The sequence below is a fragment of the Kitasatospora sp. NPDC018058 genome, from assembly GCF_044327205.1.
GTDB lineage: Bacteria > Actinomycetota > Actinomycetes > Streptomycetales > Streptomycetaceae > Kitasatospora.
Genome location: NZ_JBIRFA010000001.1, coordinates 17,046 through 31,617, shown reverse-complemented (window position 1 = coordinate 31,617; position 14,572 = coordinate 17,046). Strand labels below are relative to the sequence as shown.

General features: G+C 72.1%; 13 protein-coding genes and 1 tRNA gene. 10 read left to right on the top strand and 4 right to left on the bottom strand.

The window, feature by feature from the left end; translation table 11 throughout:
• Window positions 1-109 precede the first annotated feature (109 nt).
• The 5 genes from ACH4E7_RS00155 to mscL all read left to right on the top strand — a co-directional run bounded on the left by ACH4E7_RS00155 (window position 110) and on the right by mscL (window position 4,785).
• Window positions 110-1,594 (top strand): potassium/proton antiporter, encoded by a 1,485-nt coding sequence (locus ACH4E7_RS00155; protein ID WP_396246737.1) that lies wholly within the window; start codon window positions 110-112, stop codon window positions 1,592-1,594.
• Between the two features lie 368 nt (window positions 1,595-1,962).
• Window positions 1,963-3,330, top strand: coding sequence for an MFS transporter (locus tag ACH4E7_RS00150; RefSeq protein ID WP_396246735.1), 1,368 nt, complete (start codon window positions 1,963-1,965; stop codon window positions 3,328-3,330).
• A 126-nt stretch (window positions 3,331-3,456) separates the two neighbouring features.
• Window positions 3,457-3,762: an FmdB family zinc ribbon protein gene (locus tag ACH4E7_RS00145; RefSeq protein WP_396246733.1), complete on the top strand. Its 306-nt coding sequence runs from the start codon at window positions 3,457-3,459 to the stop codon at window positions 3,760-3,762.
• Between the two features lie 303 nt (window positions 3,763-4,065).
• Window positions 4,066-4,338, top strand: a complete 273-nt coding sequence (locus tag ACH4E7_RS00140) for a hypothetical protein (protein ID WP_396246732.1) — start codon at window positions 4,066-4,068, stop codon at window positions 4,336-4,338.
• A 30-nt stretch (window positions 4,339-4,368) separates the two neighbouring features.
• Complete coding sequence (gene mscL / locus ACH4E7_RS00135) at window positions 4,369-4,785, top strand: large conductance mechanosensitive channel protein MscL (RefSeq protein WP_396246731.1); 417 nt, start codon at window positions 4,369-4,371, stop codon at window positions 4,783-4,785.
• 98 nt (window positions 4,786-4,883) lie between these two features.
• Here mscL and ACH4E7_RS00130 read toward each other — a convergent pair whose 3' ends face one another.
• Together ACH4E7_RS00130 and ACH4E7_RS00125 are read right to left on the bottom strand one after the other, a co-directional pair.
• Window positions 4,884-5,144 carry a hypothetical protein gene (locus ACH4E7_RS00130; RefSeq protein ID WP_396246730.1) on the bottom strand — a complete coding sequence of 87 codons (261 nt, stop codon included), beginning with the start codon at window positions 5,142-5,144 and terminating at the stop codon, window positions 4,884-4,886.
• Between the two features lie 120 nt (window positions 5,145-5,264).
• A complete protein-coding gene (locus tag ACH4E7_RS00125; RefSeq protein WP_396246729.1) occupies window positions 5,265-6,236 on the bottom strand; it encodes a sigma-70 family RNA polymerase sigma factor in 972 nt (323 codons plus the stop codon).
• 433 nt (window positions 6,237-6,669) lie between these two features.
• On the opposite strand from ACH4E7_RS00125, the gene ACH4E7_RS00120 reads away from it, so the two are divergent.
• The gene (locus ACH4E7_RS00120; protein ID WP_396246728.1) at window positions 6,670-7,482 is read left to right on the top strand and encodes a phosphatase PAP2 family protein; all 813 of its coding nucleotides are present in this window, start codon (window positions 6,670-6,672) and stop codon (window positions 7,480-7,482) included.
• A 74-nt stretch (window positions 7,483-7,556) separates the two neighbouring features.
• On the opposite strand, the gene ACH4E7_RS00115 is transcribed toward ACH4E7_RS00120, so the two are convergent.
• Window positions 7,557-7,629, bottom strand: a tRNA-Arg gene (locus ACH4E7_RS00115).
• A 177-nt stretch (window positions 7,630-7,806) separates the two neighbouring features.
• Here ACH4E7_RS00115 and ACH4E7_RS00110 point away from each other — a divergent pair.
• Window positions 7,807-9,357 (top strand): glycosyltransferase family 39 protein, encoded by a 1,551-nt coding sequence (locus ACH4E7_RS00110; protein ID WP_396246727.1) that lies wholly within the window; start codon window positions 7,807-7,809, stop codon window positions 9,355-9,357.
• A 69-nt stretch (window positions 9,358-9,426) separates the two neighbouring features.
• On the opposite strand, the gene ACH4E7_RS00105 is transcribed toward ACH4E7_RS00110, so the two are convergent.
• Window positions 9,427-11,946, bottom strand: coding sequence for a hypothetical protein (locus ACH4E7_RS00105; RefSeq protein ID WP_396246726.1), 2,520 nt, complete (start codon window positions 11,944-11,946; stop codon window positions 9,427-9,429).
• A gap of 298 nt (window positions 11,947-12,244) precedes the next feature.
• Between ACH4E7_RS00105 and ACH4E7_RS00100 the strand changes: the two genes are divergently transcribed.
• The 3 genes from ACH4E7_RS00100 to ACH4E7_RS00090 all read left to right on the top strand — a co-directional run bounded on the left by ACH4E7_RS00100 (window position 12,245) and on the right by ACH4E7_RS00090 (window position 14,567).
• Window positions 12,245-12,988 carry a GPP34 family phosphoprotein gene (locus ACH4E7_RS00100; protein ID WP_396246725.1) on the top strand — a complete coding sequence of 248 codons (744 nt, stop codon included), beginning with the start codon at window positions 12,245-12,247 and terminating at the stop codon, window positions 12,986-12,988.
• Between the two features lie 509 nt (window positions 12,989-13,497).
• On the top strand, window positions 13,498-14,361 hold the full coding sequence (locus ACH4E7_RS00095) for a helix-turn-helix transcriptional regulator (protein WP_355670104.1): 864 nt from the start codon (window positions 13,498-13,500) through the stop codon (window positions 14,359-14,361).
• Window positions 14,358-14,567 (top strand): DUF397 domain-containing protein, encoded by a 210-nt coding sequence (locus tag ACH4E7_RS00090; RefSeq protein ID WP_355670105.1) that lies wholly within the window; start codon window positions 14,358-14,360, stop codon window positions 14,565-14,567. Before ACH4E7_RS00095 ends, ACH4E7_RS00090 begins: the two co-directional genes overlap by 4 nt.
• The last annotated feature ends 5 nt before the right edge of the window (window positions 14,568-14,572 follow it).

Sequence of the window (14,572 nt, the reverse complement as noted above, 5' to 3'; positions counted from 1 at the left end):
GACGACTTCTTAGCGGGCCGGTGCCCGACAGCACCCTCTCTACACCAACGGAACAACCCCAGCACCACCTGACACCCCGCCCGCCCATGCCTGCCCGAGGTGCCACTGCGTGAACGTCGCCCACCTGAACCAGCTCCTCCTCGAAGCCTCCGCGATCCTCTTGGTCGCGGTGGTCGCCGTGCGGATCTCGACCCGATCAGGGCTGCCGAGTCTGCTGATCTATCTCGGGATCGGCGTCGCACTGGGCCAGGACGGAATCGGCATCACCTTCAACAACGCCGAGCTGACCCAGGTGCTCGGCTACGCGGCGCTCGTGGTGATCCTGGCCGAGGGCGGCCTCAAGACCAGCTGGCGCGAGGTCAAACCGGTGATGCCGGCGGCCACCGCGCTGGCCACGCTCGGCGTCGGGATCAGCGTGTTCGTCACCGCGGCCGGCGCGCACTGGCTGGTCGGCCTGGACTGGCAGACCGCGCTGCTGCTCGGCGCGATCGTCTCCTCCACCGACGCCGCCGCCGTCTTCTCGGTGCTGCGGATGGTCCCGCTGCCGCACCGGCTCACCGGCCTGCTGGAGGCCGAGTCCGGCTTCAACGACGCGCCCGTGGTCATCCTGGTCGTCGCCTTCGCCGGCACCGGCGGGCACGACTCCTGGTACGTCCTGCTCGGCACGATCGCCGCCGAGCTCGCCATCGGCGCCGCGGTCGGCCTGGCGGTCGGCAAGCTCGGCGCGTACGGGGTCAAGCAGGTCGCACTGCCCTCCTCGGGCCTGTACCCGATCGCCGTGATGGCGCTGACCGTACTCGCCTACGCGGGCGGCGCGCTGCTGCACGGCTCCGGCTTCCTCGCCGTCTACGTCTGCGCGGTGATCCTCGGAAACTCCAAGCTGCCGCACGGACCGGCCGTGCGCGGCTTCGCCGACGGGCTGGCCTGGATCGGACAGATCGGCATGTTCGTGCTGCTCGGACTGCTCTCCGCACCCGAGAGCATGGGCGACTCGGTGGTGCCCGCGCTGGTGATCGGCGGGGTGCTGGTCTTCCTGGCCCGGCCGCTGTCGGTGGCGCTCACCATGACCCCGTTCAAGGTGCCCGCCCGCGAGCAGGCGCTGCTGAGCTGGGCCGGGCTGCGCGGGGCCGTGCCCATCGTGCTGGCCACCATCCCGGTGGTCTCCGGCGCCCACGAGGCCCAGGACGTGTTCAACATCGTCTTCATCCTGGTCGTCGTCTTCACCCTGCTCCAGGGACCGACCCTGCCCTGGGTGGCCAAGCGGCTGCGGATCGGCGAGGGCGCGATGGGCCAGGACCTCGACATCGAGTCCGCGCCGCTGGAGAAGCTGCACGGGCACCTGCTGTCGGTCACGCTGTCGCCGACCTCGCGGATGTCCGGCGTGGAGATCAGCGAGCTGCGGCTGCCCAAGGGGGCGGCGGTCACCCTGGTCGTGCGCGAGGGCAACTCCTTCGTGCCGGACAAGGCCACGATGCTGCGCGGTGGGGACGAGCTGCTGGTGGTCACCACGGACGAGGTCGGCGAGGCTGCCGAACGGCGGCTGCGGGCCGTCGACAAGGGCGGCAAGCTGGCGGGGTGGCTGAACGGGCGCTGAGCCCGCCGCCCCGGGCACTCCGCCCCGGGCACTCCGCCCCGGGCACTCCGCCCCGGGCACTCCGCCCCGGGCACTCCCCGGGGGCCCGTTCCCCGCGGCCCGGCTGGTGGTGGACTGGGTGGCCTGGCGGAATCTACGCGCGTAACTGTATGCTGGTTCGACTACGCCGTATAACTACCGCTAGACCACCCCCAGCATCTGCCTGACGCAGAGTTGGCGCGACCGCTCGGCGGCCGCGGTCCGGCCCCGGCCCGTCAGGCCAGGCTGACCCGGTATCTACCCCGGTCGACGCGCGAGAGGACGACTCTCGGCGCCGTCGGGGCCACCCCATGCCCTGCCGCGCTACCAGGCAGCAGGAAGGACCGACCGTGACGGCCCGCCGAACGGTCGACATCGCCGCGGACAACGCTCCGGACACCGCGGCCAGCACTGTGGACACCGCCGCCGAGGCGCCCGCCAGGGTCGGGTACGGCGAGCTGCTGCGCACGCCGGGCGCCTGGACGTTCCTGTCCCCCGCGTTCTTCGCGCGACTGCCGTACGCGATGCTCAGCATGGGCATCCTGCTGCTCATCACCCAGACCACCGGCTCGTACGGCACCGCCGGCACCGCCGTCGCCGTCTCCTCCGTCGCCCAGGCCCTGATCGGGCCGCAGACCGGGCGACTGGCCGACCGGTACGGCCAGGCCGCGGTGCTGGTCCCGACGGTCCTGGCGCACGCGGCCTCGGTCGGCGTGCTGATCGCGCTGGCGCTCGGCCACGCGCCGGCCTGGAGCGTGTACCTGGCCGCCGTCCCCGCCGGGGCGAGCGTGCCGCAGATCGGCGCGATGGTCCGGGCCCGCTGGGTCTCCAAGTTCACCGGGGAGGGCGCCTCCCCCACCGCCGCGGCCAAGGTGAGCACCGCGTTCGCCTTCGAGTCCGTGACGGACGAGTTCACCTTCGTGATCGGCCCGATCCTGGCCGCCAACATCGCCGCCTTCGCCAGCCCGGCGGCCGCGCTGGTCGCCGAGGCCTCGCTGACCCTGGTCGGCGGTCTCGCCTTCGCGGCCCAGCGACGCAGCGCCCCCGCCCGGATCGTTCCGCAGCCCGGCGTGCGGCGCGCCTCGGCGCTGGCCTCGCCCGGTGTCCGGCTGCTGGTCGGGGCCTTCCTCGGGGTCGGCGCGGTGTTCGGCGGCATGCAGGTGTCGGTCAACGCCTTCGCCGACTCGGTGGGACAGCACGACGCCGGCGGCACGGTGTACGGGATCTTCGCGGGCGGCTCGATGCTGGCCGGTGTGCTGTACGGCGTGATCGCCTGGCGGCGGCCGGTCCAGCAGCGGATGGTCATGAGCTACACACTGCTGGTGCTGGGCTGCTCGGTGCTCTGGGCGATGCCCGACCTGGTCGCCCTGACGGTCGCCGGGCTGATCTGCGGTCTGGCCATCGCGCCGACCCTGATCAGCGGCTACACCCTGGTCGAGACGCTGGTCGCGGACGGCGCCAAGACGGAGGCCTTCACCTGGCTGACCGGCGCGATCGGGCTGGGGCTGGCGTTCGGCTCGATGGCGGCGGGCAAGCTGCTCGACGGCCACGGGCCCTCGGTCGGGTTCCTGGTGCCGGCGGCCGGCGCGGGCCTGGGGCTGATCGCGCTGGTGTCGATGCGGCACCTGCTGGTGGCGCCGGGCGGGGCGGGCCGCGTGGTGGCGTCGTCCGCCGAGCACGGCGGCGCGGCACAGCTGGTCGGTGCGGCCAAGGGCTGAACGCGCGGTGGGCGGTGACTCGGTACCGGCTCATCTCACACCGGAGTCGCTGGACTGATCCAGCGGAATGCCGCATCATTGACCATCGTTAGCACTCATCAGGCGAGAGTGCCAGGAGGAAGACAAGTGCCCACGTACCAGTACCAGTGCACCGAGTGCGGCAACGGCCTGGAGGCGGTGCAGAAGTTCACCGACGAGGCGCTGACCACGTGCCCCGACTGCCAGGGACGGCTCCGCAAGGTCTTCTCGGCCGTGGGCGTCGTGTTCAAGGGCTCGGGCTTCTACCGGACCGACAGCCGCTCGTCCTCCAGCAGCTCGGTGGGCGCCGGTTCGTCCTCCGGCTCCTCGACGTCCGCGTCGTCCTCGTCGGGTTCGTCCGGCTCCTCCAGCTCGTCGAGCTCGTCCAGCAGCCCGGCTCCGGCCGCGAGCTGACGTCGGGCGCTCCGCGCTCGGCGCTTCGCGCCGAACCGGCGTCCGGGAGCTCTCGGAAGCTTCTCGAAAAGGCCCGTCGGCCCCGCTTCACGCGGGGCGGCGGGCCTTCGGCGTGCCGTGCTCGCCGTCCGGGCGCGGGTTTCCGTCAGCTTGCGGACATCGGTCTCACTCGCGCGGGCGTACGAAGTTGTCCACAGGGGCGGGTTTATCCACAGGCTGTGGGAACGGGCTTTCCGGCGGCGCCCCGGGCGCGCATCGTGTGGGTCACCAGAGACCGACCGATCGAGTCCGGAGGTGACGTCGATGACGACCATGAGCCTGTCCGTCCCGCTGCCCGCACCCACCGTGCCGCCCCGGCGGGAGGTGCCGAGCTTTCCGCCGATCCGGCGCGGCTGCGGCGGGTGGCACCGCTGGCGCCGGGCCGTCCGGCGGCGGGCCGGGGTGCCCGCGCTGGTGCTGCTCGCGGTGGTGGCGGCGCTCGCCTTCGGGCCCGCGCGGGCCTGGCTGCCGCCACCCCCGGGGGGCGCGGTGGGCCGTACGGGTTGCCAATCCGGACTTCCGGAAGTTCACCCGTAACCGGGTAACGACTTCGTCGTTCGAGGCGGCATGAAAGGCTTCAAGGAATTCCTGCTGCGTGGAAACGTCGTCGAACTCGCCGTCGCCGTGGTCATCGGCGCGGCCTTCACCAACATCATCAACGCCTTCGTCAAGGGCGTGATCAATCCGCTCGTCGGTGTTTTCGGGACGAAGGACCTCGGGTCCTACAGTTCCTGCCTCAAGGGGCCCTGCGAGGTGAGCGCCACCGGTGAGGTCACGTCCGGAATCCTCATCCTGTGGGGGGCGGTGCTCAGCGCCGCCCTGCAGTTCCTGATCACGGCAGCCGTCGTCTACTTCATCCTGATCATGCCGATGAACCGGCTGGCGGCCAAGCGCAAGAGCCCCGCCGAGACGGTGGTGGAGGCCGAGGCCAAGGAGGTCCAACTGCTGACCGAGATCCGCGACGCACTGGTCACGGCCCGCTAGTCGCGGCCCGGTGGCCGCGTAGCCCTCGTGCCGCATGGCCCTGGTCTGGGCCTGTCCGGCGGATGTCGGCGGGCCCGGCGAGATCCGCCGGCCGGGCCCTAGTCCCCGTGGTGCGGCGGACGCTGGCTCAAGTACCAGTCCAGCTCCCGCCCACCGCTCTCCCCCGCCCCGGAGCGCTCGCCCCAGCCGGCGTCGGTGTCGTCCCGGGACTGCTGGTCCAGCGGGTCCCGGAAGACCAACCGGGCCTTGGCCACGGCCGTCTTCCGATCCGCCGGCCGCTGGCCCGCCGACCGCTGCTGCGGCTGCTCGTCCTGCTCCTGGCGGACCTGCTCCTGCCCGCTCTGTTCCTGCTCGCTCACCCTGTCCACTCCCCTGGTCACCCGGGCCGTCGTGTCCCTCCAGCCTATGAGCCCCGTGGCACGCCGCGGGCCCCGGTGCGGAGCGCCCCGCATCAGGACCCGTCCGGTCGAGCCGGTCCGTCAGGCGGCTTCGAAGCCCGCGTGGTCGGCGATCTTCTTCAGCTCGGCGAGCGCGTGCTTCTCGATCTGGCGGATCCGCTCGCGGGTGAGGCCGTGCTGCTTGCCCACCTCGGTGAGGGTGCGCTCGCGGCCGTCCTCCATGCCGTAGCGGGAGCGGATGATCGAGGCCGTGCGGTCGTCCAGCCGCCCGATCAGGTCGTCCAGCTCCTCGCGGCGGAGCATGACCATCACGGCGTCCTCGGGGGACGTCGCCCCGGTGTCCTCCACCAGGTCACCGAACTGGGTCTCACCCTCGTCGTCGACGGACATGTTGAGGCTGACCGGGTCGCGTGCCCAGTCCAGCACGTCCTTGATCCGAGCCTCGGTGGTGTCCAGCTCCGCCGCGATCTCGGCCGGCTCGGGCTCGCGGCCCAGCTCCTTGGACTTCTCGCGCTGCACCCGCCGGATCCGGCCGAGCTCCTCGACGAGGTGGACGGGCAGCCGGATGGTGCGGGACTGGTCGGCGATGGAGCGGGTGATCGCCTGGCGGATCCACCAGGTGGCATAGGTGGAGAACTTGAAACCCTTGGCGTAGTCGAACTTCTCCACGGCGCGAACCAGGCCGGCGTTGCCCTCCTGGATGAGGTCGAGCAGCGGAAGGCCGCTGCGCGGGTAGCGGCGAGCCACCGCGACCACCAGGCGGAGGTTGGAGCGGATGAAGACGTCCTTGGCACGCTCGGCGTCCGCGGCTATCGCCTCCAGCTCCTCGTGCGTCACGCCGCCCGGAAGTTCGCCCTCGTCCAGCAGGTGCTGGGCGTACACGCCGGCCTCGATCCGCAGCGAGAGCTCGACCTCCTCGGCGGCATCGAGCAGGGGCGTCCTGGCGATCTCGTCGAGGTACATGCCGACCAGGTCACGGTCGGCCTCAAGGTTGGTCGGGCGGGCCGCGCGAGTCCGGTCGGCCCTGTCGCGAACGACGGCACGGGTGGCCATGCTTGCTCCCTTTGCTGGTGTTGCCGAGGTCTGCCTGCCTGCCCGCGAGGGCAAGAAATGCGGGCCCCTGGGGGCTCACACGTAACGATCCAACGAACAGAATCCGGACAACATTCCCAACTCACTCAGATTATTCCCCTCGATGCAGTATCCTGCCGGTTTTCACTCCGGTTCTGGACGCTCGGTGATCGGCCGGGCACCTCGCGTGCCCGCATTCGCCCACTTCGCGCGATCGCCCGGGACCGTTCTTCACCGGCTCTACGCGCAATCGCCGCCTACTCGTTGAACAGGCGAACGGTCGCGCACGTTCCCGCGCACCCCCGGTTTCCGCCCGCGCCCACACCCCCGCGCACGCAGGTCCTCCCCACAAAAGATGCCGAATCGCTATCACTCCGGCTCCCGAACGGCGCAACGCGCTGGGAAGGTGTCAGGCATGCACCTGACCAACAGCTCGACCTCCGTCGCCGTGCGTCACCGCCGTCTCCTCCGGGACGCCGCGCTCGCGCTGGGTTGCGCCGCGCTGTTCGGCCTCCTGGCGATGCTGGTGACGGGCCACTGGCACCCCCTGCACGAGTTCGACCAGGACTGGATCAGCGAACTCCACGTCTACGCACGGGAACACCGGATCTGGACCGCCGCGGTGCAGACCCTCTCCGACATCGGCGGCCCCGTCACGATGCGTGCGCTTCTCGGCGTCGCGGCCGCCTGGCTCCTGTTGATCGGCGCCCGCGTGCTGGCCGGCTGGGTGGCCGCCCAGGCCCTGGTCGGCTGGGGCGCCCAGTGGGCGCTGAAGCTGGCCGTCGACCGCCAACGCCCGGCCTTCGGCGACCCGGTCGCGCACGCCGACGGCCCGGCCTTCCCCTCCGGGCACGCCATGGCCTCGGCGATCACCTGTGCCGTCCTGGTCGGCCTGGTCTGGTACCGGGTGCACCGCCGCGGCCGGACCGCCGCCTGTGCCGTGGCCGCGGGCACGGTGCTCACGATCGGCTGGACCCGGGTCGCCCTCGGGGTGCACTGGCCCACCGACGTGGTGGCGGGCTGGCTGGCCGCCGGCGTCGTCCTGGGCGTCGTGACCGCCGCCACCGAGCTCTGGCGTCCGGGCGCCCTGGCCCGCGACGTACGGCGGGTCAACTGGCGTACCCGGCCCCGGGTTCAGCGGGTCATCGTGCCCTACGTCCGGGCGCCGCACGCCGAGGACGTCGAGCTGGACGACCCCGCCGACCACCCGGACGAGCCCGTCCGCTGACAGCACCCGGAGCAATACCGCAGGCCCCCCGTCCGAGGTCGGACGGGGGGCCTGTGAGTTGCGGTGCCGTGCTGTGCCCCAGACAGGAATCGAACCTGCGACACCGGCTTTAGGAGAGCCGTGCTCTATCCCCTGAGCTACTGAGGCGCGGCCGGTCTGTGACCAGGCCGTTCACAGCGTACCGGATCGAGGGTCGCCTGGGGGGTGGTGGCTGGAGGTGACGACCGGGACCCGGGCGCCGACGGGACGTCAGAGCAGGTCAAGTAGCCTGCCGAGAAGTGTTCGAACCGCCCCGGTGCGCCGCCCGAAGGAGACGAAGGCCTGATGACACCAGCTGTGCGCCCGGCCGTCCGGTTGCTGGGGCAGGTGTGGTTCTGGCCCGCAGTGGTGATGCTGGGGGTCGGCGGGTACCGGCTGGGGACGCCCGAGCTGTGGCGGGACGAGATGGCGACCTGGACGGTGGCCACCCGCTCGCTGGGCGACCTGCTCCGGCTGCTCCGGCACGTAGACGCCAGCAACGGCGCCTACTACCTGCTGATGCACGGCTGGACGGCGATGTTCGGCGACTCGACGGTGGCGCTGCGAATACCCTCCGTGCTGGCGATGGCCGCGGCGGCCGCCTTCGTGGCGCTGGCCGCCGACCGGCTGTTCGGCAGCCGGGTGGCGGCGATCGGCGCGGGACTGCTGTTCACGGTGCCGCCGCAGGTGTCCCACTACGCCCAGGAGGCGCGCGCCTACGCGCTGGCGACCTGCTCGGTCGCGGCCGCCACCTACTTCCTGCTGCGGGCGCTGGAGCGGCCGGGCCTGCGGCGGTGGGCGCCGTACACCGTGGCGATGGCCCTGGCCGGGGTCTGGCACCTGGTCTCGCTCAGTACGGTCACCGGGCAGGCCACGCTGGTGCTGCTGCACCTGTGGCGCACCCGGGGCGGGGTGGACCGGCGGATCCTCCGGCAGTACCCGGTCGCCGTCATGGTGGCGGTGCTGCCGGTGCTGCCGGTGGCGCTGCTCGGCAGTCGGCAGTCCGACCGGCAGCTCGGCTGGATAAAGACGCCGTCCTTCTCCGGTCTCACCGGCTTCGGCGGGCACCTCTTCGGCGCGGGCCACGTGGCCCTGGCCTTCGCCCTGCTGGCGCTGCCCGCGCTGCTGCTGCCGGGCCGGCGGCTGCAGGCCTGCCAGTTCCTGCTACTGGCGGAGCTGCCGGTGCTGGCCGTCTGGCTGGTCTCGCGGGGCGCCACCTCGTACTTCCTCGACCGGTACCTGCTCTTCACGGTGCCCGCCTGGGCGGTGCTGGCCGGGGGCGGGGTCGCGGCGGTGTACCGCGCGGTGGCGGCCCGGGGCGGACGGCCGTGGGCGCCGGGGCGGACCGTACCGCCGCGGGCGGCCGTGGCGACGGCCGGACTGCTCGCGGTGGGGCTGCTCGCCCTCCCGGCCGTGGCGGCGCTGCCGAAGCAGCCCGGGGTGCGGTACGCGGACGCGCACACCCGGTCCGAGGAGCCGTTCCGCGCGGCGGCCGAGGAGATCACCGCCGGGTACCGCCCCGGGGACGGATTGGCGGCCCCGATGGGCGACCAGTCCTGGGCGATGGTCTGGCCGGGCGTCAGCTACTACCTGCCCCCGGGCGTCCGGCCGTTCCCGGTGTTCGTCGCGCGCGGCGCCGAGGACGCCGAGGACCTCACCCCCGAGCCCTGCCCGCGGCCGGAGGCCTGTCTGGGGGACGGGCCTCGGGTCTGGCTGCTGGTCCTCGGGGACACCACCGACCCGCTGGCGGCCATGACGGAGGAGCAGGCGCGGCTGCTCAAGGCGCGGTACGGCGAGCCGGACAGGGTGGTGCCGCTCGGCGGTCTCACCCTCGCGCTGCTCGACCGCACCACCTGAGACGGACGAAGGAGGGGGAGCCGGATCGGTCCGGCTCCCCCTCCTTCGTCGTTCAGCGGATCAGCGCGCTCACAGCATGCGCAGCAGCCGCGACTGGATGGACGGCGGGTTCAGGTCGGACTGGAGGGCCACCGGGACCTCCACCTTGCTGTCGCCCGCGCCCACCCGCAGCGTGCCGACCTCCTTGCCGGCCTTCTCGCTGTGGCCGAGCTTGGCCGGGTCCAGGGTGATCGTGCCGCTGATCCCGGGGAAGCCCGCCACCACGAGGTCCTTGGTCGCGACGACCGGGACCTTGCCGCCGAGCCCGTCGTCCACCGAGCCGACGACGTCGCCCTTCTTCACCACGGTCTGGCCGGTCAGGCCGTTCTGAGCGGCCTGGATCTGCTTGCCGCTGACCTTCAGCACGGTCGGCAGGATGCCGTCGCCCTCCTTGGACGAGGTGGCCTGCTGGCCGAGCGTGACGCCGAGGATCAGCCGCTTCACGCCGCCGATCTCCTTGTACGCGGCCCACATCAGGCAGCCGCCGGCCGGGGTGCTGGAGCCGGTCTTGACGCCGATCACGCCGGTCTTCGGGTTGATCAGGTTGTTGGTGTTGGGGATCTTCACGTTGTTGAAGTTGGTCTCCGGGGTGGAGACGATCTGCCGGAAGATCTCGTCCTGCATGACCTGCTCGGCCAGCTTCAGCTGGTCCTTGGCGGTGGACTTGGTCTCCGCGTTGAAGCCCGCCGGGTCGGCGTAGGTGGTGTTGGTCATGCCGAACTTGGCCGCGGTGTCGTTCATCAGCTTGACGAACGCCTCCTCGGAGCCGGAGTGGACGCGGGCGAGCAGCCGGGCCACGTTGTTGGCGGAGGGCAGCATCAGCAGCTCCAGCGCCTGGTACTCGGTGAGCACCTGGTTCTCGGTGAGCGTCACCCGGGATTCGTCCCCGTTGCCGGACTCCTGCGCGGCCTGCTTGTCGACGATGATCTTCAGGCCGCTCTCCCCCTTCTTCAGCGGGTACTTCTGCAGGAACAGATAGGCGTTCATCACCTTGGTGACACTGGCGATCGGGGCCGGGGTCTCCTGGCCCGAACTGCCGAGGCTGCCCACGCCGACCACCTCGGCGGCGGACTGGCCCTTGGCCGGCCAGGCGAGGTCGAGCGCGTCGCCGGAGAAGTTGAAGCTGCCCGCAGCCGACATCTTCACCTTCGCGTCCGGCAACGGGCGCAGCAGCTGGGCCACCACGACCGCACCGAGCACCACGGCCAGGAACGCCGTCCAGATGGTGATCCGCTTGAGCGCACGGCGCAGCGGCGAGACCGGACGGGCATTGAGGGAGGCCAGGACCTCCATCGCCTCGGCCGTGGTCTCGGGCGAGGGCAGTGGCTCCGGGGCGGGCAGCGGCTCGGGCCGGGGCAGCGGCGGGACGGGCGGCACCGGCCGCGGGTCCGGCTCGGGCAGCGGCTTGGGCGCCGGGGCCGGGCCGGGCTCGGGCTCGGGGACCGGCTCGGGCAGCGGTTCGGGGCCCGGGGTCGGCTCGGGTTCGGGAAGGGGCTTGGGCGCCGGATGCGGCTCGGGCACCGGCTCGGGGACGGGGGCCGGCTCGGGCAGCGGGGTGGGCGCCGGGGGCTCGGGCACGGTGCCGGCGGCGGGGGCGCGCAGCGGCCCGGGCTTCTCCAGCTTCTCGGCCTTGCCGGTCGGAACCGGTGGCTTGGTGAGCAGCACGGTCTTGGTCGGGTCGTAGGGCTCGTCGGCCTTATCGGCCTTGTCGGACTCGGCAGCCGTGTCGGCCTCGGCGGACTCCGCGGGCTCCTCGGCTTCGGCGGCCTCGGGCGTGTCGGCCTTCTCGGCCGGCTTCGCCTTCCCCGTCGTGTCGGCGGGCTTCGCGGAGTCGGCCGCGGACTCCTTCTCCTCCGGCGTGTCGGACTCGGGAGCGGTCGCACCGGAAGCCTTCTCCGGCCCCTTCCCTGCCCCCTCTTCGGACGCCTTCTCCGACGCCTTCCCGGAGTCCTTCCCAGGGGCCTCGGCCGTCGCCGCGGCAGCTGCGACAGCTGCCCGCATGGCGAGACGCGGGTCGGCGCCGGACGGCCGCTCGGCGGCCTCCTTCGCCGCGTCAGCCGTCGGGGCGGACTCCTCCTTCTCCCCCCCACCATCGGAACTGTCGTCGCCAGTGGCCTTCAGCAGCTCCTCGGGCAGCCGCAGCGCGGTGGTCTTGTTGTCCACCGGCAACCGCAGCATCGTCGTCCGGCTGTCCACATCCCGGACGCGGATCTGCACGGTCGAGCCGCCCTTGGCCCCCGCCCCCGACGCCGCGGAAGGCGACCCGGTGGACGACTCGACAGCCGCCCCGGCGGACGTCTCGGTGGACGTCTCGGTGGACGACTCGGTGGACGACTCGGCAGCCGCCCCGGTGGACGTCTCGGTGGCGGTCTCCGCAGACGCCTCCGCAGATGCCCCGGCCGCGGCCTCTGCTGACGCCCCGGCAGCCGTCGAACCGGCGGACCCGCCGTCGGCGGCCTTCGCGGCGTCGTCCGCCGCACCGGTCCGTTCGCCCTCCCGGCCCCGCTCCCGCTCGCCGTCCCTCAGCACCCTGTCGGGGGACTCGCCCACGTATCCCAGCCTCCTCAACGCCCGGCGGGGCATCGGCAGACCCGATTTCGGGAAGCCGGCGCCCCGCTCCGTGTACCTGTACAGTCTCCGCCACATACGGTCGATCCGGCTGCGCACACCCCGCCCGACCGGCGCTTATTGCCGCCGCACGGCCGCACTGCGGCCTGTTCAACGATCAGACGCCCGGCCCGCGGCCGCCGGTTCCGCGCCTTCACCGCAAGGTCACGATTCGGAGGCGTACTCGACAAGCCCGTGTGAGAGGCGTCACCCTGTCTCTCATCCACGCGGGGAGGCTTGGATGGGCAAGAGCCGCAGAACTGTTCCCGAGGAACTCTTGCTGCTCGCTTTGGACCCGACCACGGGTACCACGGCGCAGCCGCAGACCCTCGACCTCGGACTCGCCGGGGCGCAGCTCGTCGAGCTGTCCCTGGCCGGACGGATCGTACCGGAGGGAGACCGGATCGCCGTCGTGCTCGCACGACCGACCGGCGACCCGACCCTTGACCACGCACTGGAGTTGCTGCGCCGACGCGGGAGCCCGGTCCGCGCGGCGCACTGGATCGGCGGACCCCGGCTGGGGCTGCGTCAGACGTACCTGGCGCACCTGGAGCGCTGCGGCATGGTCACCGCCGTGCCCGGCCAGGTGTGCGGGGTGCTGCCGACGACCCGGTACCAGGCGTCCGACGACTGCACCAACGCCGCGATCAAGCAGCGGCTGGACACCGCGATCCGCACCGGTGTGCCGCCGGACCCGCGGACGGCCGCGCTCGCGGCCCTCGCCCACTCGGTGGGGCTGGGCAAGCACCTGTACCCGGGCAACGAGGGCCGGTCCTCACGGTCGCGGCTGCGTGACCTGATCCGGTACGACCCGCTCGGCGGGATGGTCGCGCACGCCGTGATGGACGTGCAGAACGGCCTGCCGGCGCAGCAGAACCGTTCTTCCCAGGCTTCCGGGACCGGCACCGGCCGACCCGGCGGCACCCGCACGGCGGGCCGGGCCTCGGGCGGGCGGGTCCCCGCCTCCCGGGTCGGCGTCCGCTGATCCGCGCGGGCCGCTGACCCACGGCGGCCCCGGGCCGTCGAAGCCGTCAGGCCGGTCAAGGCGGTCAAGGCGGTCAGGCCGGTCAAGGCGATCCGGCCCGACGCGCTGACGACACGCCCAGCGGCGCGGGCCGTCCCGTCCGCGCCACCCGAAGGCGCCGGACGATCCGGCGCGCGACCCGGCACCACCGGCACCACCAGAAGCACCGAGGGGCGGTCGCCCCGCGACGCAAGTCGCCCGGCGACCGCCCCTCTGCCGTTCCCGGGGGCCCGTCGAGGCCCTCCGCAACTACCGGTCCGAGTCGTCGAGCCGTATTACCACCTGGGGGCTTTCGCTGTCTCACAGAAGCGCTTTTCCGATGATCTGCTCTACTGCGCTGCTGTGATTCCCCGGCGCCGACCTGGCCCAAGGTGACATGCTGCTCCAAGTCAGGGGGGTTGGTCCCAATGTCCGAAGTGTTCCGAGGGCTGCCGTTCCAACGATCACCAGAGGTCCGGCCGGAGGTCGACGTGTCCGCGAACATCAATCCCACCGTGCGCCGCCGGCGCCTCGGCTCGGAGCTGCGCAAACTCCGCGAGGGCCTCGGGATGACGGCGGAGGAGGTGGCCGGCCGGCTGATGGTCTCCCAGTCGAAGATCAGCCGGCTGGAGAACGGCCGCCGCAGCATCAGCCAGCGCGACGTACGGGACCTCTGCGACGTGTACAAGGTGTCCGACGAGCAGATGCGCAACAGCCTGATGGAGATGGCCAAGGAATCACGCCAGCGCGGCTGGTGGCACGACTTCAACGACATGCCGACCCCGTACAGCGTCTACATCGGCCTGGAGGCCGAGGCCTCCTCGATCCGCGCCTACGAGTCCTCCTTCGTCCCGGGCCTGCTGCAGACCGAGCAGTACGCCCAGGCCGTGGTCGAGGGCACCCAGCCGGACACCGACGCGGTCGCGGTGCAGCGCCGGGTGCAGGTCCGGATGAAGCGCCAGGAGCGCGTCCACGGCGAGAACCAGCTGGGCAGCCTGTGGACCGTCATAGACGAGGCGGCACTGCGCCGTGAGGTCGGCAGCCGCGAGATCATGGCCCGGCAGCTGCGGCAGATGCTGGAGCTCAGCCTGCGCCCGAACATCACCATCCAGGTGATCCCGTTCTCGCACGGCGCCCACCCCGGCATGACCGGGACATTCTCCCTGCTGGAGTTCCCGGAGTCAGCCGATTCCACGGTTGTCTACTTCGAAGGTGTGACGAGCGACCTCTACCTGGAGAAGGAGGCGGACGTGCGCCGCTATACCGGTCTGTACGACTACCTGAGAGCGGCCGCACTCGGTGTCGCGGAGAGCCGGTCGCTGATAGCCGACATCGAAAAGGGATACCACGAATGAGCACCCCCTCCGAGTACGGAACCCACTGGCGCAAGAGCAGTCACAGCGGCGGCCAGGGCGCCTGTGTGGAGATCGCCGGACCCACCGCCGAGACAGTGGCGGTCCGGGACTCCAAGGACCCGCTCGGCCCGCAGCTGCTCTTCTCCACCGAGGCCTGGAACGCGTTCGCGGCGGCCACGGCGGCGGGGACCTTCGGCGAGGTCTGACCGGG

Excerpts from the sequence above, each read along its gene's own strand:
- ACH4E7_RS00140 (WP_396246732.1), top strand. The coding sequence starts at position 4,066 with ATGACGACCATGAGCCTGTCCGTCCCGCTGCCCGCACCCACCGTGCCG.
- mscL (WP_396246731.1), top strand. The coding sequence starts at position 4,369 with ATGAAAGGCTTCAAGGAATTCCTGCTGCGTGGAAACGTCGTCGAACTC.
- ACH4E7_RS00125 (WP_396246729.1), bottom strand. The coding sequence starts at position 6,236 with ATGGCCACCCGTGCCGTCGTTCGCGACAGGGCCGACCGGACTCGCGCG.
- ACH4E7_RS00120 (WP_396246728.1), top strand. The coding sequence starts at position 6,670 with ATGCACCTGACCAACAGCTCGACCTCCGTCGCCGTGCGTCACCGCCGT.
- ACH4E7_RS00110 (WP_396246727.1), top strand. The coding sequence starts at position 7,807 with ATGACACCAGCTGTGCGCCCGGCCGTCCGGTTGCTGGGGCAGGTGTGG.
- ACH4E7_RS00100 (WP_396246725.1), top strand. The coding sequence starts at position 12,245 with ATGGGCAAGAGCCGCAGAACTGTTCCCGAGGAACTCTTGCTGCTCGCT.
- ACH4E7_RS00090 (WP_355670105.1), top strand. The coding sequence starts at position 14,358 with ATGAGCACCCCCTCCGAGTACGGAACCCACTGGCGCAAGAGCAGTCAC.